Source organism: Mesobacillus sp. AQ2, from assembly GCF_030122805.1.
Classification (GTDB): domain Bacteria; phylum Bacillota; class Bacilli; order Bacillales; family Cytobacillaceae; genus Mesobacillus; species Mesobacillus oceanisediminis_A.
Genome location: NZ_CP126080.1, coordinates 2863060 through 2883810 on the forward strand (window position 1 = coordinate 2863060; position 20751 = coordinate 2883810).

Consider the following 20751-nt stretch of genomic DNA (forward strand, 5'->3'; position numbering starts at 1 on the left):
GAGCATTGGCAATGCCAATGCTCATCTGTACTATATATTAATCAAGAATTGTCACATTTACTTGTTTTCTGCCCCACTCAAGCGCTCCCTCTTGTGTAGGGATAAATACATCAATCCGGTTTCCCTTGATCGCACCGCCGGTATCTTCGGCTGTGGCATATCCATAGCCTTCAACATAAACTTTAGAGCCCAGCGGGATGACAGAAGGATCAACAGCAATCACTTTTGCATCAGGATTTGTCTTCAGGTTGACTCCTGTCTTAGTAATCCCTGAACATCCAGTGCAATTTGCTGTATAAGCTGTCGATTCAACAGTTATTTGTTTCGTTGCAGCTGCAGGCTTGGCTGCAGTTGTTGTTTTTTCTGCTGGTGCAGATACAGGTGTAGCCACCGGTGTAGCTGCCTCCTTTTTGGCAGAAGTTTTTTCTGCTTTCATTCCAGCAGGCATATCCGTATAAACTGCCAGCTTCATTCCTGGATGGATCAAGTCAGAAGATAATTTATTCCAATTTTTCAGTTCATCTACGGTAACTCCATATGCTTTGGAAATTTTCCAAAGTGTATCCCCTTTTCTCACCTGTGCATATTTAATAGGAGATACTTCTAATAAATCATTTGGGTGGATTACATCATTTGAAAGCTTATTCCATTTTTTTAATGAATCTACTGACACGCCGTATTCTTTAGAAAGACCCCAAAGTGTATCCCCCTTATGTACGACGATTTCCTCTGCCTGTGCTTGTGTGCCGGCAGCTCCAGAAATTGCCGCTGCTGCAACCAAAGATAATAATGACTTTTTCATTTGTTTGCCTCCCATCGGCTAATTTTTATCACGTGAATTATCGTAACATAGAATTTCCGGAGAAAAAGAACAAGCACATTTAAATTGAATTACGAGAATAACAGAATTATAACGAGAACATGTCATATTATCTGAATATTCAAATAATATGATTCCTTTTTATCAAGGTTTTCTAGTTATTTTGTAAATTATTCTATCTTTTTCCTATATAACCATTTTTTCCCTTGAAGTTTGTTTTTATTTTTTGAGCAGATAACCGCTGTTCATGACATTAAACTTTTAAAAAAAAAGAATGATACTTAAGTATTTAAGCTAAAAATCTGACCATTGGCGATAAAACAATTAACCTTTCTATTAAAAAAAGCAAAAATCCCATAGAAATGGGATTTTTGCTCTTTTAAGCGATTCTTTCAATCTTAACTGCACATGCTTTGAATTCTGCTGTCCCGGAAATTGGATCAAATTCATTCAGAGTAAGGACGTTCGTCGGCACCTCCGACCAGTGGAAGCTCATGAACACAAGTCCAGGAACCACTTGTTCAGTTATTTTCACTTTAACATCGAGTGTACCCCGTCGGGAACTTACCCTGACAAGTTCACCATCAGTTATTTTTAGCCGCAAAGCATCTTCAGGGTGTATATCCAATGTTTCTTCTGTTTGCTTTATTTTGACACCTGGCGCGTAATGGCGAGTTTGAGTATGGGTATTATACGATTCATAACGTCTGCCGGTTGTCAGTGTGAAGGGATATTGCTCATCCGGACTTTCAAGCGGCGGCGTGAATTCGACAGGCACGAAGCTGGAGCGTTTGGTGTTTTCCTTTTCAGCATGGAACCTCTCATGCATGATTTTTGTACCCGGATGATTATCGTCTGGGCACGGATAATGTAACCCATATTCCTTTTCCAGCCGTTCGTATGAAATTCCACCATACATCTCCCAGGCAAGTTCCCTGACTTCGTCCCATATCTCCTTACTGGAGTTATAACTCATCTGATAGCCCATCTTAGAAGACAGCTCACATAGGATTTCCCAATCCTCTTTCACCCCAGGCTGTGAGGTTACAGCGGTGCGAACCCGCTGAATCCTGCGATCAGTGTTCGTATAAGTGCCATCAACCTCTCCCCATGATTTCGCAGGAAGCACAACATCAGCCATTTCAGCCGTTTCTGTCATGAAGATATCCTGAACAATCAATAAATCGAGATTCTCCAGTAACTTCCTGGTATGGTTCATGTGGACATCTGCCACCAATGGATTCTCACCAATGCAATATAGAGCTTTGATCTCACCAGTCTCAATTTTGTCAAAGGTCCTTGTTTGGGTATCACCTACTTTTTGACTGATTTCCGTATTCCATGCTTTCTCGAATCGTGAACGGTAGTCATGATCAAGTAAACTGATTGCACCTGTAAGCTGGTTAGGCAGGCACCCCATATCTCCGGCACCCTGGACGTTATTTTGTCCCCGTAACGGCATAATGCCTGACCCCTTCTTTCCAATATGTCCGGTGAGCAAGGCAAGGTTAGCGATGTCGAATACATTGTTCACGCCACAGTGATGCTCAGTGATACCCAGTGTATAGGCAATCATCGAACGATTTGACGCTGCATACAGGCGTGCCACCTCGATGATGTCTTCTGCGGCCAGTCCCGTGATTTCTGCTGAATATTCCGGGGTGTATCGGTCAACCTTTGCCAGCAGGGAATCAAAGTCTTCGGTATTCTTGCCGATGAATCCCGGGTCATATAATTTCTCGGTTATGATGATTCTGATCATGGCATTGATCAGTGCGATGTCTGTGCCCAGATTAATTTGCAAATGTTTATGCGCGGATTTGACCATATCAATCCTTCTCGGGTCAATAACCACGATTTTAAGTCCACTCTTGGCCGCCTTCTTCATTCTATTTCCAATGATCGGATGAGCTTCGGTCGTATTTGAACCCATCAGCAATAAAACCTCGGCATCATCGATATCTTCTAAAGTATTGGTTGGGAAACCGCTTCCAAAAACAGTCGCCAGACCGGCGACACTAGGAGCGTGTCAGGTTCGGTTGCAGCCATCAATATTATTGCTGCCAATGGCTGTTCTCATAAACTTTTGGGTAACATAATTGGACTCATTTGTAGTCCTGGCACAAGCAAACATTGAAATTGCTTCTGGCCCAAAATCTTTCTTAATAGAAGTTAAATGGCTAGCAATATACTCATAGGCTTCATCCCATGTTGCTTTAACAAGCTTGCCCGCCTTTCTGATCAATGGAGTATTCAATCTTTTCGGCGCATGGACATATTGATAGGCAAAGGCCCCTTTCACACATGTCTGCCCTTTATTAACAGGAGCTTCCTTATCCCCTCTGATTTTTACAATCTTATTATCTTCCACTTCCAAAATCAGCCCACAGCCTGTTCCACAATAACCACAAACAGTTTTCACCTGGCTTATCGATGACATGGTATCCCCTCCGTTATCTTTTTATACAAACCCCTATATTCATATTAGTCTAAATTTTTGTGACGATGTGATAATTCAAAGAGATTTTTTTGTCATATTACCAACATTTTCTCGACAAAAATTGACCCTGACTTGCAGCATGGAATACAAGTTCGAGTTATATTCGATTTAGACAATAGAAAAAGGCAGGATAATTCCTGCCTTTGTTCCATTCTTATGCAATTTTAGCGGGCAGGACAATCTTGAAGGTTGTTCCTTTGTTCTGCTCGCTTTCAATATATACCCTGCCATTATGGCTCTCTATGATTTTAAAGCTTACCATAAGGCCAAGCCCATTTCCGTTTTTCTTGGTAGTATAGAAAGGTTCACCAATCTTCTTGAGTGTATCCGGCGGAATTCCTACCCCTGTATCCTTGATGGATATCAAAACATTGTCATCCTGAATTTCAGTTTTAACTTTTAAATCTCCACCCTCGGGCATGGCTTCGATTCCATTTTTAATGAAATTCAGGAAGACTTGCTTGAGCCGATTTTCATCACACTCAATCTGGATAATTTCTTCGGGAGCATCAAATTCCAATTTAACATTTCTCTTTCTCGCTTCAAATTTAAGCATTGAAACGACATTATTGACAATAGGGATGATGTTCTTTTCCTCAAGTTCAACCGCCTTCGGTTTAGCAAGGACCATGAACTCTTCTACAATATTATTGACTCGATCAATCTCATCAAGGATGATTTCGATAAACTCCTGACGCTGTGGGTCTGTTTCGTCGAGCTGGAGGAATTCGGCATACCCTTTCATTGAAGTAAGCGGATTCCTGATTTCATGGGCCACACCAGCGGCAAGCTGCCCGACCGCGGCAAGCTTATCCTGACGGTGCAGCATTTCCTCTGATTTTTTCTTCTCAGTAATATCATTCCTGATGGCAAGGTATTGATACGGCTTACCGTTTTCATTCAAAAACGGAACAATCGTCGTATCAACCCAATAAAAGGAGCCATCCTTCGCCCGATTACGAATTTCACCTTTCCACACCTGTCCTGAACCAATCGTTCTCCAAAGATTTTTAAAAAACTCTTTAGAATGCAATCCAGAATTCAAAATCCTGTGGTCGTTTCCAATCAATTCTTCTCTGCTATACTTGGAGATTTCACAAAACTTGTCATTTACATTTTTTATGATCCCTTTTTCATCTGTAAAAGCAACAATCGAAGATTGATCCAAGGCAAAATTTATATCACTGACTTCTTTCAAAGTTTCTTTGAGGCTGGCTTCCGCCTGCTTTCTCTGTGTTATGTCTGAACGTATCGAGACATATTGATAAGGTCTTGCTTTACTGTTCAAGAACGGAACAATCGTCGTATCAACCCAATAATAAGAACCATCTTTCGCTTTATTGCGGATTTCAGCCTTCCACACTTTACCTGCCCCTATTGTTCTCCACATTTCTTTGAAAAAGTCTTTAGAATGAAGGCCAGAATTAAGTAGAGAGTGGTTTTGCCCCAACAACTCGGCTTCACTGTATCCAGATATCTCAACAAACTTTTCGTTTACATAAGTTATATTGCCTTTAGGATCTGTAATGGCAACAATCGCTGAAATATTAAGGGCGTCCGTAATATCCTTTAAATTTGTGTCAGTAACGGCAAGCCTTTTACTGATCAATGCACTGGAGCCAATTAAGCCTGCAAGAATAACGATGGAAATAAACGCTATCAGGTAACTGATCAAGGACTCTGGTATGCCACTTTGTTCAATTAAACCATTATTCAGATTGATCATAGAAGCTCTGGTTAAAAGAAAGTGACCCTCAACAATAGCAGCTGTCACGAACAGGGCACTTAAAGGCTTAATCCAGCCATGCGAACCCTGAGTGAAATTTTTAGAGAAGAAAAGCATCCAGAATGAAAAGTAAAATGAAACGAATACGAGTGCTAATCCTACAAGGAGAATCGCAGGCTGATAAGTAAAGTGCAGCCTCATTGAGTACATTCCCAGAAGGTGGACAGACATAACTGCCAGGACCATGAATAAACTGCCGACCAGTAGATCGCCCTTTTTAACATTCTTTCCAGTCATTGTGTAAAATGCCATCGCAGTAAAAGAAATAACCAGAATGATAGATAAGATGGTAATCGGAATACGATAAGAAATATTGACATTGAGATTCAATGCAAGCATTCCAAAGAAATTCATTACCCAGATTCCGATTCCAAGTGAAAAAGTCCCACCCAGAAACAAAAACCTTTTATTCCGATCAGAAGATTTAATTAGACTGAATAAGTCCAGTGCTGTATATGATGACATGATTGTCAATAAAATCGCAACCAGCAATAAAATTGGATTGAAGGATAATTCTAGATTATCCATTTAGCATCATTCCTCACTTAAAGTTTCATATCGATTGTATGTTAAAAATGGTAAGAATAAAAGGGGTTATTAAATAATTTGTAATAAACCTGTCACTTTTATCTATTGACTTAAACGAACATTGTAATATAACAGCTATATTTTTCAACTTCATAAATTCTTCTGCAGTTAGTTTCCTATGCTATTGCCTCGGAAAGACAGGTATAAACACCTAATTTTGAAAATTTTTTAAAAAAAGCCTACACAAATTCAGAAATTATGTTTATACTGTACTATAACAGGTTAATTAAAATATAAATTGTACTATAAAAGGAGGAAATACTAATGATGAGTCCGGTTGAATTTTTTCGCAACTTGCCAAAGAAGGTTTGTCCAGAATGTGGTGAAGGAATGCATGAGCAAGCAGAATCCTACATGATGGAATGTGATCGCTGCTTATCAAAAAAGGAGGAATAAGAAGCAAAGGCACCTTTTGTTTATAAGGTGCCTTTTTGGTTGGCGAATTGAATAATATCAGGTCAAAAGAAAAAAGAAGCCCGTAAACGAGCTTCTTTTTTAACATCTTAGGAGACCCAACCAGCATCAGCCCAAAACTTTTTTGGAACTATTGAGTTGTAAAATCCTCTTACTATAGCCGATGTGTGTTTGTTCCGCATTTAAGGATTCTACTATCATAAAAGGGTTTACCCAGCTTTTATGATTGACCCTTAACAAACACATGATTCGGTATAATCACCGAGAGACTCATTATTCCCTTAGAAGTTTTTAGCTATAATCATCATTTAGACATGCATCCCTACTCACCATTACACTGGTTCGCTGCATTCAAGAATTCAGAACTTAATTAACGTTTCGCCCTTTCCTTGCTTGATCTGTCTTTAATCTGTTATTCCCCAAGCATCCTTACAACTTAACGGATCCTCTTTTGGTAAAAAGCTTCTTTTCGGCGTATCAGAATTGAATAGGCTGAATTTCCGCTCTTTCCCTGTTGGTTGTACTGATTAAAGATCAAAACAATTATTGGCTAACTAGATTAAGGTTGAACTCTTGTAGCTGGTGATGCTGGCAATCTGATGATAGCTAACTTAACTTTAGGAATAAACCTTTTTTTCGTTCACTACGGAACGAACACAATTGGTTGAGCCTCCTAAGATGTTAATGGCTTTCTTCTTACACTCTTAGTATACCACCCTGAATAAAATGTAAACCCTTACATCCGTGACGATTTGGTGACTTTTTCATTCTAACTTGAAGTTCATTTTTTCGGTATAACCTAAATTCGATTACAGAAACTATATATACCAGGGGGTGAGATCATGGACTATAAAAAAGAGGATAGCAGCAAAAAGAATCTTAAAGCCACATATACTCCGAATCAAAGGTTTGTCCCTGGAGGATCTGTAGATGAGCATCGGGATATCGAAGCTGCGAATATTTTTTTTACTGGAGATGAAATAAAACAACAGAATGAAAATCTCTAGTTCGGATGTTTGCAAAAAGGAATCTGTTACCACAAAAATGAAAAGAGGGAATCTGCTTGGATTTAATCGACCCGAAAAATTTGAAAAATGGTGATGAAGTTTTTGTTATTTACCGTAACCCCCATGTACCTTCTGTTTCAAATATCAAGGCCGGTGAGATCGTTCAACATCCCAAAGACCCCAATGCCCTGGCTCTTTTCCTAAACGAGACCTTGCATGTTATTGAAGATGATGATGCTCTTTTCGCTACACAGGCCGCAGCGGAAAAAGCTTGCAGCGAGGCCGTAGATCCCTACGATGCGTTGTGACCCAAACGGGGTTTTATCCTCTTTTTAAAGGGTATTTTACAAATGCAAGCCAATTTCTATTAGGAGGGTCCGAACATGAAAGTTCTTTCAGCATCTTCTAAACTTGTCATTGGCTCTGCACTCGAAGGAGGATTTGTTTATCTAAAGAAAGGCACCCTTACCCCCAACAAAGTGATACGACGCGGAAAACTTTAAATGCACAAATCCTCTTTCAATAAAAGCACATCCGATAAGGATGTGCTTTTATCTTTGAGCAATTACGTTTTTTAGAGGTCAGACCTTTTAATTGGTTCCTTTTCGTTATTCGTCTGATTCCCCGTACTTGATGTATAGCCTACGCGATACACGAAGTCTTTCTTTTTCTTTAATGCATCTGGCATTTTATACTGTAGATCGTTCGATTGGAATTCACCTTTTTCGGACATTCTTATCCCCCCTGTCTTCCTATTGGTAGCCTCTTCTATTCAACTCGTCAGTTGCAGCTGATGTGCGTTCAATGTCCCCGCCTACTTCTCCCTCTGCATAACTGTCGCTAGCTTGTTCGTGGGTCATGGCAAGCCCATTTGAAAGTTCATCATTCCTTTGGTAATCCGCGGTCTCGTACATACGGCCAGCTACTTCTGTACTTTTATTTTTATCTTTTTTCAGGGTAATCCCTCCTTTCGTTTTCTCAGGTTATTTTTTGACATTAATTCATAAACCATACTCCACAATTCACTTGTCTTGCGGCGCATAACCCCCGACATTCGTTTAAAAAACCAAAACACCCCTTCATATAAGAAGGGGTGAAAAATTACTGAATGCCTGTTTCCATTGACGTTTTTTTATGCTCTTGTAAAAGCCAGACTGTCAGCAAAACGCCAATTAAAGTTAAAGCAGCAAAAAACAAATATACAACATAAATGCTAAATTCCTCGAAAAGGATACCTCCAATAAATGTAAAGAACCAGTTACCCAGCCCATTGCCGACAGCTGAGTAAATCGTCACTGCCGTGGCTGTGACATATGGAGGTGTAATGTCGCGTATATATTGCAATCCTGCCGGAATGAATAACCCAAGTGAAAATCCCTGTATGACAGCGGATGCATAGACAAGACCCAATGCAGGCTCGGTAAAATAAAACATCCATCTGATCAATGATACAAGAGATGCGATTAAAGCAACCTGAAGAAGCCCCAATTTGCGGATCCAGCTGCCTGCAACCCTCATGAATGGAATCTCGGATAGCACCGCGATAAGAAATGCAATGCCAATCCCTGTATATGTCCCACCTCTATCCTCAACAAACAGACTGAAATAAAAATTATTCGCTAGATTTGGTCCAAAAATCATGAACGTTACACCCAGGAAAACTAAAAACTTCTTCATCCGCAATAAATCCTTCATACCGGAAAAGAGACTTCTGGACCTGTCAGAGGATTCTTTTGGCATTTTCACTGAAAAAGCCGCGGCTATCACTAATGTCAGGAAGAACGCATAAAAAATAATCTCTGGGTTCCATTCAGACAATCTCCCCATTACGAAAACCGCCAGGCCAAATCCCAATGATCCGAATAACCTGACATTTCCATAATTCACACCAACTTTGCTAGTATATTTTAAGGAGATACTATCTGATAAAGGAATTATTGCACTTTGGAAAATGGCAAGTATTGTGGCAGCAATTAAGAATAATAAAAATTTGTCAAACACGAGATAACCAAAAGCAGCAATCCCGGTTACTAGTGTCGTAAGTGTTAACAGTCGATTATGATAATTTTTCATATCGGCAAGCATTCCCCAGAATGGCTGAAAAAAAATCATGATCACAGGACCAACAGACAAGATTAATCCGATCTGATAGCCATTCAATTTTTCCACTTCGGTTAAATATATACTTAATAAGGGGAAGAGACTTCCTATCCCGAAAAATACAAAAAGATAAAATCCTTGTAATGTAAGGATATTCTGCTTTATTCGCTTTTCCATCTGAATCCTCCGTGATGTCAATATGTAGAGTTATATTTTACCACTATTTTAGTATAAGAATAGAAAAAATCGTTTTATTCAAAATAAAGAAAGAATAAAGCGTTTTCATTTAAGTTATGTCATGTTAAAATAATATTGTTTTAAGTGATCAGACGTCTGCTCACCTATTGATTTAATCTATCATGCCATAAGAGGCGGTGAAATCATGAGAGAAATAATATTGAGCCTGGTTGCTGGTTTGATCGTTGGGATTTTATTTAAATTCCTCAAGCTTCCGCTCCCTGCACCACCAGTGCTGGCAGGTGTACTGGGAATTGTCGGCGTTTATTTAGGCGGAGTTGTTGGAGAGTGGATTTTGAACAGCTTTAAAGGATAAAGGCGTTCATCAATAGGATTAGCAAAAAAATCCACGGGGTCACCGCGGATTTTTTCTTATATTAAAAGTATTGTTTAAAGGTGTTTTGTCCATAGAAAGCGGATGATTCCACTTGCTTTTTTGTTGCGGCATTCTTTGTGGCATCCAGGTAGACATAAATTGATCCAACGAAAACTGCCCCGCCAATGATATTCCCTATCGTAACTGTCAGGAGATTATGAATACCTAAACCAAAACTAATGGTCTCTGGATGTTCAACAAGAAGAGCAATCGAAAATAAAACCATGTTTGCGACACTATGCTCAAAACCCGATACGACGAAAGCGAACACCAGCAGCATCATTACCCCGATTTTTGCTCCATCCCCCTTAATATTGTAAGGTACCCAGACCGCAAGGCACACAAGCCAGTTACACAGAATCGCACGGAAAAACAATTGGATTGCGGGGGTATTCATCTTCATGCTTACGGTTTCCATCATATATTGCGTTTTTTCAGGTGTTGGGAAAATCCCCGACAACATAATGACCGTCCCAAAAAATATAGCTCCTGCGATGTTTCCTGCATAGCAAGCAATCCAATTTTCAGCGGTATCCCTCCATGATGTCACCTTTTTAAGAGAACTGATGGTCATCAGCATTGTATTGCTAGTAAAAAGCTCCCCGCCGCCGTATAAAATCAGGACCAGAGCCAATCCAAAAAAGATCGAGCTTACGATTGGAGTTGCTGGTGAATGCGCATCAAAAAAATACTCCCCCAGTCGATATGAGACCATAATCCCAAAACCGATGTATACACCTGCAAGTGTTGCTCTCATTAAATATTTCAACTTTGATTCACTTAAATAACCTTTCTTTTTCAAAGCAATACCAATGGCAATGTCGATAGGATGTCTGCTCAAGTTTAAGACCTCACTTAGTTTGTGAAATAAATCACATTTTTGTGTTGGTTTAATCTTATACTTGATTTATCTGTTTGTTAAGACAAAAAAACATGAAATGTTTATGACCATTTATTAAGCGTTTCCATATCATTATCAATGCAACTTGAACGGTTTTCACCGTCACTTTCTTAAAATTCATAGGGGCTTTCCCCTAAGCGTCTAATTTCAATAAAAGCAGGGCGATTCAGGAAAAACTTTCTGTAGTAGCCATGAATTAATCTATACTGCATTCTTCTCTGGATCAGCACTATTTGGTTCCCAAAGCCGCGCCGCCTTGGGGCCCATCATCCTTAATCCTTTGAAAATCCATTAATCTTGCCTGATAATACTTCCTTCAATATGCTTTCGCTCCATTTGGTTGAGCAGCTTACGGTGTTCTTTGGTTTCGAATAAAATATTGAAATCGTAGTCTTCTGGATAAAGCTCTGCCGCAGGGATGTTCAATTTCAGACGTTTATGATTTACTTCTATTTTTCCATCTCTCATCTGCACAATATAATTCCCATTACTGTCGGGCCCTTTGTGAATGACCCCAAGCTCTCCTGAACTTGATACATAAACACTATCACCCATTTCGTAGCGATTTATTGTTTTGCTGGCATCGGCCGTTTTTTTTCTTTTATGCTTATTGACGAGCAGCTGCTTTTCCCGCCTTTTTAATTCATTGCTATCTTGAAACAGACCACTATAATTCTTTTCTGATTTATAAGTGATCATATGGGCCCGTTCTATTAATTTTGGATGCACTCCCAACTTCAGGGCAATCGCAAATGCCTGGCTATCGCCTCCCGTTCCGATGCGCAGCCGGTAGGTGGGCATCAATGTCTCCAAATCGAATTCCATTGAGCCATTCATAAAATCTTCATGTGTATCCGCAAATTCTTTAATTTCGCTATAGTGTGTTGTAGCAAATATGGTCGCTCCCTTATTGTTCAGGTTCTCAAGTATGGCTGTTGCCAATCCCATACCCTCTCCAGGATCGGTTCCAGAGCCGAGCTCATCCAGGAGGACAAGGGTCCTGTCATTTGCTTTTTCTAGAATCTCAATGATATTCACAATCCTTGAACTGAAGGTACTTAGGTTTTGCTCAATACTTTGCCCATCCCCTATATCCACAAGGATCTTATGAAAAATACCTGATTTGCTGCCCTCTCCAACCGGCAGGAGCAATCCACTTTGGGACATCAACACCAGCAGACCAGCTGTTTTAATAGAAACCGTTTTCCCCCCGGTATTTGGTCCAGTAATCACAAGTGCATGGTAGTTCGTTCCGATCTCGAGCGTTAATGGGACCGCATTCCTGCCAAGAAGCGGATGACGTGCCTTTTTATAATCAATCACTTGATCATCCACGATATCGACTTTTTTTGCATCAATCGATCTACAATACTTTGCTTTTGAAAATAAAAAATCATAATGGATCATCGTCTCGATCGCAAGCTTAATTTCTTTTTCTTTACCTTCTGCCAGACCGGTAAGGGCAAATAAGATTTTCTCCACCTCTGCCTGCTCCTCGAGGAAGAGCCACTCCATTTGATCCTGAAAGACGCCGATTTCTTCTGGTTCGACAAAAAGAGTTGAACCTGAAGCCGATGTATCGAGCACAGCCCCCCTTACCTTCCCTCGATATTCCTTTTTTACAGGTATAACGTACCTTCCATTCCTCTGGCTGACGACTGCTTCCTGAAGAAATGGTTTGAGTTTTGCTGACTTCAGTAATTGTGTAAGCTTTTCCTTCAAACGCTCCTCCTGGATACCAATTTGTTTGCGGACTTTTAACAGCTCTTTTGATGCGTAATCATCAATTTGTCCATTGCGAATACACCTTTGGATTTCCGCTGCTAGTTCTGGCAGTTCCTCAATACTATAGACATAGGCGGATACTCTAGGTGCGCAATACTCTTTATCCCTCATAAATCGGCGGAGCTTGCTGCAGCTGTCAATGAATGAGTTCAACTGTACAAGTTGATCTACACGCAGCGGGATTCCTTTGTTAAAACCATTCATTACCGCTTCCATGCCTTCGAGACCATGGATAGGAACGCTTGAGCTGATTTTTAGAATCTCAATGGCTTCTGAAATTTCCTTATGCCATGCGTCAATCTGCTTTAGGTTCGTGGATGGTTCCATTTCCATAGCTTTCTTTCTGCCTGATTCTGTTAAAGCGAATCCCGAAATGGCTTCTTTGATTTTGTCATAACCAAGAACAGTGTAAGTTTGTTCGTTCAATGTTTATTCCTCCTTAAAAATAAAAAACAGCCGCAATGGACAAGTCCAAAGCGGCTTAAAATGCTTACAGCTGGGCTGTGAGCAAAATATTTACGAAAAAAAGCTGTGTATATGCACACAGCTTCTGCTCACAAATATCAAGCATGCTTCTATGTTCATTGTTCTTAACATCCAATCCAGGCCATAAAGAAATAAACCTAAAAAAGGCTTCATTTCAAACTGGATTGACCGTATGAAATTAACGGTTTAGTTAAGAACGACACCTAACATAGAACATACTCCTTACATATCAATAATCTCCTCAATAGGATACGTCGTTTCAGCCTCTTTTGTCAACCAAATTCATCCATTTTTTCGAGAAATGATTTGTAAAAAGAATGTTCACATTTTCTCTATTGACCTGTTGTTTATATTTCATTTTAATTAGGGTTAACCAAAGGTCGAAAAAGGTGGAGATTTTGTGGCCAGCCAGGAAAATATCAGCAATATGAATTATGAGATAAGCGAACTGATCAAGGCATCGGAAAAGATCATTAAGTTAAAAAAAGGTACCTTTTTATTCCGCGAGGGTCTGGAAGCTAAAGAAATGTATATCATCCTTTCAGGAAAAGTGCAGGTTTCCAAGATGAACGCCGAGGGCAAAGAATTGTTTTTAAGGCTGTGCAAGAAAAAGGATATCGTCGGTGAGCTTACTCTTTTTACAGTTGGGCCAAGGTATCTGTTCAATGCAAAAGTTGTTGAGGACGGTGAAGCAGCCGCAATCAATATCGAGAATCTGGAAAACATCTTATTCAACAATAGCCAATTGGCATACCAGTTCCTTAAGTGGATGAACGATCATATCCGTCGGACCATCACTAAATTCAGGGATCTCGTCCTGCATGGAAAGAAAGGCGCTTTGTATTCCACTTTGATCCGCCTTAGTAACAGCTACGGTATTAAAAAGGAAGATGGCATCCATATCAATGTACCAATTACAAACCAGGATCTTGCTAACTATTGTGGCACTGCAAGGGAAAGTGTAAGCCGAATGCTCGGGGAATTGCGGGACGAAGGAATTATTTCGATTAATAGAAAAAGGATTATCATACATGACCTTGCTTTCCTCAAACGTGAAATCCAGTGTGAAAATTGCCCCATTGAGTTCTGTAACATGGATTGAAGCATTAAAAAAAGGAAGCTTATAAATTGTCAGCTTCCTTTCTATATTTTTCCGTAAAATGCTTCAAGATTTCCACCAATATTTCCACTTATAAAAAGAAGGGGATAATAACGGGCAGCAGGAGTGATGTAAGGATCGCCGCCAATCCCATCGCTGCTCCTGATACCGCCCCCTGAAGCTCCCCTTCTCTGGCAGCTTCGGCTGTACCGATCCCATAGGCGATTGTGCCGATCGCCAGTCCTCTTGAAAAAGGATCATGGATTTTCATGACATTCATCAGCTAAGGTCCCAGCATCTCTCCTGTCATCCGGTAATCATGACAAAGGCTGCCACCAAAATCGGATCAGCACCTATAATCCTGGCAACCTCGGAAGCTGTATCGTGATGAATTTGATTGTCAATGAAACCAGGATAATATTAGTCAAGTTCAGTAAATAACCTATCATGACAGCTGAAAGAATAGTCGAGACAGTTCCCGTTAAAAGCCATGCCAAAGCAGGTTGAACGCAATTATTTTTCTTTGTTTGTATAAAGGCACTTCCAGAGCTACTGTAGCCGGTCCCAGAAAATAGGTTATTATTTCGCTCGCTGCTTCGTAAGGGATGTTCAGGATCAGCAAAACGCAGATCACGATGACTGTACTCAAAAAATTGCAATATGTATATAACGAACTTATCCGCTTTCAAGAAAATGGCTCCTTTTTCGTTCCAAACATTATTACTATAATTATAGATTTCGTTTACTTTTTTGCAAGAATGTTTACTTTTTTCATTGATCGTACCTTTTGAAAAGGCAAAAAGAATAAACATAGTTCACACAATGTCCATATGATTTTCCTCGTGTTTCTTATATCTTATAAAGGGGGAGGCTTGCGTTATGAAAAAAATCTATATTATTAGCTCACTTATTGTTTTAATTGGTATTGCATCCGGAATCTCATACTTTTTAGTCAGGGATGCCAATGCACAAATACCAGAAGGCATTACCCTGTTAACCATGGATGAAGAGAAATATACATTCGGAGAAGATACGGACACAATCAAGCTGGTGGAGTTTATTTATACTAATTGCCCGGATATCTGCCCTACGACAACCCAGGAGATGAACCTTCTGCGGAATGATTTAATAAAAGAAAACGTTTATGGAGATAAAGTCCAATTTTTAACGATTACGATTGATCCGTACCGTGACAGCCCAGAGGTTTTAAGGAAGTACATGGAGAATTTCGGGCTTGAAAATGACGGGAATTGGATATTCCTTACCGGGGACCCAGCCAATACCCTAGAAGAACAACAAAAAATCAAGAATGTTGCCGATACATTTAAATTCCAGTACCGAGACCCAGGAAACGGTTTTTACGTGCACAGTACTTTTACTTACCTGATTGATGAAAATAATAAATTCATCAAGAAATTCCCTATGGGTGAGGATTTTAAAAAAGATAAAGTTTTCGAAGCCATTATGGATGAGCTTTAAAAATAAAAGAAAGCGGTGGCTGCACCGCTTTCTTTTATTTTTATTAACCGTAATAGATTGGCTTTTACTTCATTAATGAGTGAAGTAGCTGGATGCAGTTTACCGCGAAGAGGAAAAAGCCAGTCTATCTCTTAATGTGAATTAACAGTGGTGGGATGTTTCTCTGTTTTTTGCAGGGAGAAAAATTCTGATTTTGGCTTAGTAAAGCTGACTTTTATCCCTGATTCCTTTAGGCGGTTCACAAAATCAACCAGCTGCTTTTTAGCCATTTCAAAAACTCCTTTTTATCCATCTTTGTCTATTATTATTCTACATGAAAAATATGAAAAATGTGTGAAAATGAGCAAAAAAATTGACATCCAGACAAAAAGTTTTTTCATTATTTTCCCAATATACTTCTTCCCCATATTATGTTAGCCAGATGGACAAAATCCCTTCTAAACTACTCTTGCTTTTTCCCATTTTCCCTCCAGTGGAAACACCTTTATGAAAAAATGTTTCCTTCCTGCGCAATTTGAATGTAAAAGAATTCGCTCACAAGGTTCAAACATGTTATAATCTTTGGGATATATATTAATGGAGGCTACTAAATAAATGATTACAGTTCAAAATGTTGGCCTGAGATATGGTGACCGCAAGCTTTTTGAAGATGTTAATATTAAATTCACACCTGGAAATTGCTATGGTTTGATTGGTGCTAATGGAGCCGGTAAGTCCACTTTCCTTAAAATATTATCAGGTGAAATCGAAGCTCAGACAGGCAATGTTTCCATGACTCCTGGCGAGCGTATGGCAGTACTAAAGCAAAACCACTTTGAATATGAAGATGTTGAAGTTTTGAAAGTCGTCATAATGGGCCATGCGCGTTTGTATGAAGTAATGCAGGAAAAAGATGCAATTTACATGAAAGAAGATTTTTCCGATGAAGACGGCATGAAAGCCGCGGAACTCGAAGGAGAGTTCGCTGAATTGAATGGTTGGGAAGCAGAATCTGAAGCTGCCATCCTGCTTAAAGGTCTTGGAATCGGCGAAGACCTCCACACGAAGAAAATGGCGGATATCAGTGGCGGAGAAAAGGTAAAGGTCCTTCTTGCCCAGGCATTATTCGGCAAACCGGATGTACTCCTTCTTGACGAGCCTACGAACCATCTTGACATCGCTGCGATTCAATGGCTGGAAGAGTTCCTGATCAACTTTGAGAATACAGTTATCGTGGTATCCCACGACCGTCACTTCCTGAATAAAGTATGTACACATATTGCTGACCTTGACTTTGGCAAAATCCAGCTTTATGTAGGGAACTACGATTTCTGGTATGAGTCCAGCCAGCTTGCAATGAAAATGCAGCAGGATACAAACAAAAAGAAAGAAGAGAAAATCAAGGAATTGCAGGCGTTCATTGCTAGATTCAGCGCCAACGCATCTAAGTCAAAGCAAGCAACTTCACGTAAAAAACTGCTTGATAAAATCTCTCTGGATGATATCAGACCATCTTCCCGTAAATATCCATATGTAGGATTCACTCCTGACCGTGAAATCGGTAATGACTTATTAAGGGTTGATGGTATTACCAAAACGGTTGACGGCATAAAAGTACTTGATAATATCAGCTTCATCATGAATAAAGATGATAAAATCGCATTAGTTGGGAAAAATGAAATTGCCATTACGACTCTGTTCAAAATCCTGACAGGTGAAATGGAACCAGACAGCGGTACATTTAAGTGGGGAGTGACCACTTCCCAGGCATATTTCCCTAAGGACAATTCCGAGTACTTTGACGGCTGCGACCTTACTCTTGTTGACTGGCTGCGCCAGTTCTCGCCAAAGGATGACAGCGAGAGCTTCCTGCGAGGATTCCTTGGCCGTATGCTATTCTCTGGTGAAGAAGTATTGAAGAAAGCAAGCGTTCTTTCTGGAGGCGAAAAAGTCCGCTGCATGTTATCAAAGATGATGCTTTCTGGTGCGAATGTGCTCTTGTTGGATGAACCAACGAACCACTTGGACCTTGAATCCATCACAGCTTTGAACAATGGAATGATCAACTTCAAGGGTTCCATGATCTTCTCGTCCCATGACCATCAGTTTGTTCAAACTGTTGCAAACAGGATCATGGAAATCACTCCAACAGGATTGGTCGATAAGCAGATGACGTATGACGAATATCTTGAAAACGAAGAGCTTCAAAAGCAAATTGCTGAGATGTATGTGTAAGCTAAAAACCCCCGGATTTCCTCCGGGGGTTTTTACTTTGAACATATCAGCCTCTTTTCTGCTTTCTTCTTGAGGAATCTGCAGACTTGCTACCGGTTTCACTTGCCGTAGTGCCCTGCCCCTCCACCTGGCTTGAATTGAGTCCGATGGTTGATGGATCCTTTTTTCGCTTATTTGACATCATCGCACCTCCTTTACCTGCATTTAATATTGTGAAGCTCAGGGAATAAATTATTCTTGCCGCGGACAAGTTAAATGAGTGAGGAGGTGTAGAGAATGGCAAGAGTAGGTGTAGAACAATCTTTATCTAATATCTCTGAAGCATTGCGCCAAAAAGGCTATGACGTTGTTGAACTTCGCCAGGAAGCAGATGCACAGGGCTGCGATTTCTGTGTCATCAGCGGGATTGATTCAAACATCATGGGTATGCAGGATGTTGTGACCCAGGGTTCGGTCATTGAAGCCAACGGCCTTTCTGCTGAAGATATTCTAAGACAGATTGATCAAAAGTCAGGGCAAATCCAATAAGAATCACCGAAACTGCCGATAGGCAGTTTTTCTTTTCCCCGCAAGTCCTTCTGCTCCACTATCCATGATATTTTCACCAACTTGTGATATTTTCATTATGTAGCTTCCTTCTATATCCGATATAATCAGTTATAACCATTGCATATGATTAAAAGTTTTGTAAGGGGATGTCTTTGTTTGAGAATATTACATATATTCCTTTTCGCTGCTTTGCTTACCGTTCTGACGAGTTGCGGAGCCAACAGCGATACGAAAGGAACTGAGCTTACCGTATCTGCTGCTGCAAGCCTTCAGGAGGCGTTGGAGGAAGCAGGAAAAACCTACTCGAACCAGAATCCAGACATTAAGATTGTTTATAACTTTGGGGGGTCCGGTTCCCTACAGCAGCAGATTTCCCAGGGTGCACCAGTAGATTTATTTGTTTCTGCAGCACAGGACCAATTCAATGTATTGAGGTCAAAACAACTTATAGATCAAAACCATAGTGTAAAACTATTAAAAAACGAGCTTGTTTTGATTACCCAGAAAGATAACGAAAACCTTCATTCTGTAAAATCACTTGCAGAAGCTGAGATTTCAAGGATTGCAATCGGAACACCGGAAATTGTCCCTGCAGGGATGTATGCAAAACAAGCTTTACTTTCTTTAGGCTTATGGGAAGAGATTGAACAAAAACTCATCCCCACAAAGGACGTCCGGCAGGTTCTGTCCTATGTTGAAACCAGGAATGTGGAAGCCGGCATTGTTTATAAAACCGACGCTATGGTTTCTGATCAAGTAAGAATTATACCCTTTCAGAAAGAAGCTCTGCATGATCCAATCATTTACCCTGCCGGGGTCATTGCAGGAACCAGGCACAAGGAAGAAGCAAGCAGGTTTCTCGATTTCCTGAAAGGAAAAGAAGCGATGGAAATTTTTGAAAAATATGGCTTTAAAGCAGCATTGGAATGATTATTTATGAGCAGTGATTTTTGGACCCCGATCAGACTATCGGTGGAGATTGCATCAATGTCGGTGGTGTTTGTTTTTATTTTCGGCCTATTGTCTGCCAGGTTCATGGCGAAAAAGCAATTCTTTGGCAAAACAGCAGCAGAAACACTCCTTACATTGCCTTTAGTACTCCCGCCAACGGTAGTCGGGTTTATATTGATCATCATCTTTGGCATCAACAGCCCGATAGGCAGAACAGTGGAAAATCTATTCGGCAGCACCATCATGTTTACCTGGTGGGCTGCTGTAATCGCTGCATCAGTCGTGGCATTTCCTTTGATGTATCAATCAGCTAAAACTGGGTTCCTTCAAGTAGATCCAGGAGCAGAAGAAGCTGCAAGAGTAGATGGAGCAAATGAATGGAAAGTATTTTGGTATGTCACGCTGCCCCTGTCATCAAGAACAATTGTTACAGGGTTGATTCTCAGCTTTGCAAGAGCTCTCGGCGAATTCGGCGCAACACTCATGTTTGCCGGCAATCTGCCCGGAAGAACACAGACAGCTCCGACGGCTATCTATATGGCGATTGAATCCGGGAATCTGGATGCTGCCTGGCTTTGGGTTATTGCCATGGTGGGCATCTCATTCCTTATGTTGCTTTCAACATCATTCTTAAAACAGTGAGTCCGATTGCCTTATTTATCCGGAACAAAAGGGGAAGCCAATTCAATTGGCTTCCCCTTTTGTTCATTTACGATTCGAATTCTCCAGATGGCTGATTTTACCGACAATCAGTAAAATATCTATTTTCCTAGTTAACATTCACAACTAGCTTAACAGGATCAGCGACCTTCTTCTTGCTCTCATCAACAAGATCACCTGACAGGATTTCTACTTTCTTAAGGCTGTCCATATCCTCAACAATAAAACCAAGATTTCCGCGTTTCGTTTGTCCGGCTGAAATTTCGCCATTAAGGTTTTCTAAATAAAAATCATCTTCCCATGTCTTATGGATCGAATCATTGATATTCACCATCGCCACAGGTCCAAAGTGATAATTTTCTTTTGAATTATTCTTTACTTCAACATTTATCTTCACAAAATCAAATTCTTCATCATGTGTATAGGCATGGAAGAAATCAATCAGGCTGTAAGCAGGTACAAAATGTAATAACCTCACATCTTTTACAATATATTCAATACCATTTACATTAAAGGTCTTATTGACTTCTTTCACTGTTTTCAGGGTTAACTCACCTTTATTGTCAGTCAAAGAATCGCCAGCTTTTTTAAGATTTATATCCTCCGTAACTTGTGGGTTAGGAACATACACATCGGTATTTTTCTTTAATGGTTTCTCAATAGCCGCCTCTGAGGATTTCGTCTCTTTTTTTGACTCAGCCTCTGCAAAAGAACAGCCTGTCAGTAAAGTAGCAGCCAGCAATAATTGCAGATATTTCCTCATGTCAAAAACCCCTTTTCAAGAAATCTCCCGCTGGTC

At 40.2% G+C, this 20751-nt stretch carries 23 protein-coding genes; 10 read left to right on the forward strand and 13 right to left on the reverse strand.

From position 1 onward, the window contains the following. Window positions 1-37: 37 nt before the first annotated feature. The 3 genes from QNH36_RS14375 to QNH36_RS14385 all read right to left on the reverse strand — a co-directional run bounded on the left by QNH36_RS14375 (window position 38) and on the right by QNH36_RS14385 (window position 5634). On the reverse strand, window positions 38-802 hold the full coding sequence (locus QNH36_RS14375; protein ID WP_144479656.1) for a 3D domain-containing protein: 765 nt from the start codon (window positions 800-802) through the stop codon (window positions 38-40). Between the two features lie 397 nt (window positions 803-1199). Then, a complete protein-coding gene (fdhF, locus tag QNH36_RS14380) occupies window positions 1200-3260 on the reverse strand; it encodes a formate dehydrogenase subunit alpha (protein WP_283903698.1) in 2061 nt (686 codons plus the stop codon). 214 nt (window positions 3261-3474) lie between these two features. After that, complete coding sequence (locus tag QNH36_RS14385; protein WP_144479662.1) at window positions 3475-5634, reverse strand: PAS domain S-box protein; 2160 nt, start codon at window positions 5632-5634, stop codon at window positions 3475-3477. Between the two features lie 324 nt (window positions 5635-5958). Between QNH36_RS14385 and yhfH the strand changes: the two genes are divergently transcribed. The 3 genes from yhfH (at window position 5959) to QNH36_RS14400 (ending at window position 7423) form a co-directional block, all read left to right on the forward strand. Then, window positions 5959-6090 carry a protein YhfH gene (gene yhfH, locus QNH36_RS14390; protein ID WP_285847893.1) on the forward strand — a complete coding sequence of 44 codons (132 nt, stop codon included), beginning with the start codon at window positions 5959-5961 and terminating at the stop codon, window positions 6088-6090. A gap of 860 nt (window positions 6091-6950) precedes the next feature. After that, complete coding sequence (locus QNH36_RS14395) at window positions 6951-7115, forward strand: hypothetical protein (RefSeq protein WP_186326832.1); 165 nt, start codon at window positions 6951-6953, stop codon at window positions 7113-7115. Window positions 7116-7171: 56 nt separating this feature from the next. Then, window positions 7172-7423 (forward strand): transcriptional regulator SplA domain-containing protein, encoded by a 252-nt coding sequence (locus QNH36_RS14400; protein ID WP_144479666.1) that lies wholly within the window; start codon window positions 7172-7174, stop codon window positions 7421-7423. Window positions 7424-7689: 266 nt separating this feature from the next. Here QNH36_RS14400 and QNH36_RS14405 read toward each other — a convergent pair whose 3' ends face one another. From QNH36_RS14405 to QNH36_RS14415, 3 genes are all read right to left on the reverse strand, one after another. Continuing rightward, the gene (locus QNH36_RS14405; protein WP_283903699.1) at window positions 7690-7848 is read right to left on the reverse strand and encodes a hypothetical protein; all 159 of its coding nucleotides are present in this window, start codon (window positions 7846-7848) and stop codon (window positions 7690-7692) included. Between the two features lie 19 nt (window positions 7849-7867). Next, window positions 7868-8077: a YozQ family protein gene (locus QNH36_RS14410; protein WP_313959736.1), complete on the reverse strand. Its 210-nt coding sequence runs from the start codon at window positions 8075-8077 to the stop codon at window positions 7868-7870. Between the two features lie 139 nt (window positions 8078-8216). Further along, window positions 8217-9392 carry an MFS transporter gene (locus tag QNH36_RS14415; protein WP_144479670.1) on the reverse strand — a complete coding sequence of 392 codons (1176 nt, stop codon included), beginning with the start codon at window positions 9390-9392 and terminating at the stop codon, window positions 8217-8219. A gap of 205 nt (window positions 9393-9597) precedes the next feature. Here QNH36_RS14415 and QNH36_RS14420 point away from each other — a divergent pair, with 205 nt between their 5' ends. After that, window positions 9598-9768 (forward strand): XapX domain-containing protein, encoded by a 171-nt coding sequence (locus tag QNH36_RS14420; protein WP_144479672.1) that lies wholly within the window; start codon window positions 9598-9600, stop codon window positions 9766-9768. Window positions 9769-9829: 61 nt separating this feature from the next. Here the strand turns inward: QNH36_RS14420 and QNH36_RS14425 are convergent, their stop codons facing one another. Beyond that, window positions 9830-10669 (reverse strand): formate/nitrite transporter family protein, encoded by an 840-nt coding sequence (locus QNH36_RS14425; protein WP_283903700.1) that lies wholly within the window; start codon window positions 10667-10669, stop codon window positions 9830-9832. 351 nt (window positions 10670-11020) lie between these two features. Further along, window positions 11021-12940: an endonuclease MutS2 gene (locus QNH36_RS14430; RefSeq protein ID WP_283903701.1), complete on the reverse strand. Its 1920-nt coding sequence runs from the start codon at window positions 12938-12940 to the stop codon at window positions 11021-11023. 487 nt (window positions 12941-13427) lie between these two features. On the opposite strand from QNH36_RS14430, the gene QNH36_RS14435 reads away from it, so the two are divergent. Beyond that, window positions 13428-14102, forward strand: a complete 675-nt coding sequence (locus QNH36_RS14435) for a Crp/Fnr family transcriptional regulator (protein WP_283905421.1) — start codon at window positions 13428-13430, stop codon at window positions 14100-14102. A gap of 88 nt (window positions 14103-14190) precedes the next feature. Here the strand turns inward: QNH36_RS14435 and QNH36_RS14440 are convergent, their stop codons facing one another. Beyond that, a complete protein-coding gene (locus tag QNH36_RS14440) occupies window positions 14191-14379 on the reverse strand; it encodes an LrgB family protein (RefSeq protein ID WP_283903702.1) in 189 nt (62 codons plus the stop codon). Window positions 14380-14580: 201 nt separating this feature from the next. Then, window positions 14581-14778, reverse strand: coding sequence for an LrgB family protein (locus tag QNH36_RS23985; RefSeq protein WP_481825325.1), 198 nt, complete (start codon window positions 14776-14778; stop codon window positions 14581-14583). A 200-nt stretch (window positions 14779-14978) separates the two neighbouring features. On the opposite strand from QNH36_RS23985, the gene QNH36_RS14445 reads away from it, so the two are divergent. Then, window positions 14979-15578 carry an SCO family protein gene (locus QNH36_RS14445; RefSeq protein ID WP_283903703.1) on the forward strand — a complete coding sequence of 200 codons (600 nt, stop codon included), beginning with the start codon at window positions 14979-14981 and terminating at the stop codon, window positions 15576-15578. A 131-nt stretch (window positions 15579-15709) separates the two neighbouring features. On the opposite strand, the gene QNH36_RS14450 is transcribed toward QNH36_RS14445, so the two are convergent. Then, on the reverse strand, window positions 15710-15847 hold the full coding sequence (locus QNH36_RS14450; protein ID WP_023627787.1) for a hypothetical protein: 138 nt from the start codon (window positions 15845-15847) through the stop codon (window positions 15710-15712). A gap of 325 nt (window positions 15848-16172) precedes the next feature. Here QNH36_RS14450 and QNH36_RS14455 point away from each other — a divergent pair, with 325 nt between their 5' ends. Then, window positions 16173-17792 (forward strand): ABC-F family ATP-binding cassette domain-containing protein, encoded by a 1620-nt coding sequence (locus QNH36_RS14455; RefSeq protein ID WP_144479678.1) that lies wholly within the window; start codon window positions 16173-16175, stop codon window positions 17790-17792. Between the two features lie 46 nt (window positions 17793-17838). On the opposite strand, the gene QNH36_RS14460 is transcribed toward QNH36_RS14455, so the two are convergent. Beyond that, the gene (locus QNH36_RS14460) at window positions 17839-17973 is read right to left on the reverse strand and encodes a YuzL family protein (protein ID WP_251541238.1); all 135 of its coding nucleotides are present in this window, start codon (window positions 17971-17973) and stop codon (window positions 17839-17841) included. Window positions 17974-18068: 95 nt separating this feature from the next. On the opposite strand from QNH36_RS14460, the gene QNH36_RS14465 reads away from it, so the two are divergent. The 3 genes from QNH36_RS14465 to modB all read left to right on the forward strand — a co-directional run bounded on the left by QNH36_RS14465 (window position 18069) and on the right by modB (window position 19934). Continuing rightward, window positions 18069-18320 carry a YkuS family protein gene (locus QNH36_RS14465; protein ID WP_251540479.1) on the forward strand — a complete coding sequence of 84 codons (252 nt, stop codon included), beginning with the start codon at window positions 18069-18071 and terminating at the stop codon, window positions 18318-18320. Between the two features lie 177 nt (window positions 18321-18497). Then, a complete protein-coding gene (modA, locus tag QNH36_RS14470; protein WP_283903704.1) occupies window positions 18498-19271 on the forward strand; it encodes a molybdate ABC transporter substrate-binding protein in 774 nt (257 codons plus the stop codon). 6 nt (window positions 19272-19277) lie between these two features. After that, complete coding sequence (gene modB, locus QNH36_RS14475; RefSeq protein WP_251540490.1) at window positions 19278-19934, forward strand: molybdate ABC transporter permease subunit; 657 nt, start codon at window positions 19278-19280, stop codon at window positions 19932-19934. A 127-nt stretch (window positions 19935-20061) separates the two neighbouring features. On the opposite strand, the gene QNH36_RS14480 is transcribed toward modB, so the two are convergent. Further along, entirely contained in the window at window positions 20062-20715 is a 654-nt protein-coding gene (locus tag QNH36_RS14480) for a DUF4352 domain-containing protein (RefSeq protein WP_251540492.1), read from the reverse strand. Window positions 20716-20751 lie beyond the last annotated feature (36 nt).

What these genes read in the sequence shown, in the direction of transcription:
- QNH36_RS14450 (WP_023627787.1), bottom strand. Translation starts at nt 15,847, where the DNA reads ATGGCTAAAAAGCAGCTGGTTGATTTTGTGAACCGCCTAAAGGAATCA.
- QNH36_RS14375 (WP_144479656.1), bottom strand. Translation starts at nt 802, where the DNA reads ATGAAAAAGTCATTATTATCTTTGGTTGCAGCAGCGGCAATTTCTGGA.
- QNH36_RS14480 (WP_251540492.1), bottom strand. Translation starts at nt 20,715, where the DNA reads ATGAGGAAATATCTGCAATTATTGCTGGCTGCTACTTTACTGACAGGC.
- QNH36_RS14385 (WP_144479662.1), bottom strand. Translation starts at nt 5,634, where the DNA reads ATGGATAATCTAGAATTATCCTTCAATCCAATTTTATTGCTGGTTGCG.
- QNH36_RS14460 (WP_251541238.1), bottom strand. Translation starts at nt 17,973, where the DNA reads ATGTCAAATAAGCGAAAAAAGGATCCATCAACCATCGGACTCAATTCA.
- modB (WP_251540490.1), top strand. Translation starts at nt 19,278, where the DNA reads ATGAGCAGTGATTTTTGGACCCCGATCAGACTATCGGTGGAGATTGCA.
- QNH36_RS14465 (WP_251540479.1), top strand. Translation starts at nt 18,069, where the DNA reads ATGGCAAGAGTAGGTGTAGAACAATCTTTATCTAATATCTCTGAAGCA.
- QNH36_RS14405 (WP_283903699.1), bottom strand. Translation starts at nt 7,848, where the DNA reads ATGTCCGAAAAAGGTGAATTCCAATCGAACGATCTACAGTATAAAATG.
- QNH36_RS14435 (WP_283905421.1), top strand. Translation starts at nt 13,428, where the DNA reads ATGAATTATGAGATAAGCGAACTGATCAAGGCATCGGAAAAGATCATT.
- QNH36_RS14420 (WP_144479672.1), top strand. Translation starts at nt 9,598, where the DNA reads ATGAGAGAAATAATATTGAGCCTGGTTGCTGGTTTGATCGTTGGGATT.
- QNH36_RS14445 (WP_283903703.1), top strand. Translation starts at nt 14,979, where the DNA reads ATGAAAAAAATCTATATTATTAGCTCACTTATTGTTTTAATTGGTATT.
- QNH36_RS14440 (WP_283903702.1), bottom strand. Translation starts at nt 14,379, where the DNA reads ATGAATGTCATGAAAATCCATGATCCTTTTTCAAGAGGACTGGCGATC.
- QNH36_RS14415 (WP_144479670.1), bottom strand. Translation starts at nt 9,392, where the DNA reads ATGGAAAAGCGAATAAAGCAGAATATCCTTACATTACAAGGATTTTAT.
- QNH36_RS14395 (WP_186326832.1), top strand. Translation starts at nt 6,951, where the DNA reads ATGGACTATAAAAAAGAGGATAGCAGCAAAAAGAATCTTAAAGCCACA.
- yhfH (WP_285847893.1), top strand. Translation starts at nt 5,959, where the DNA reads ATGATGAGTCCGGTTGAATTTTTTCGCAACTTGCCAAAGAAGGTTTGT.
- QNH36_RS14455 (WP_144479678.1), top strand. Translation starts at nt 16,173, where the DNA reads ATGATTACAGTTCAAAATGTTGGCCTGAGATATGGTGACCGCAAGCTT.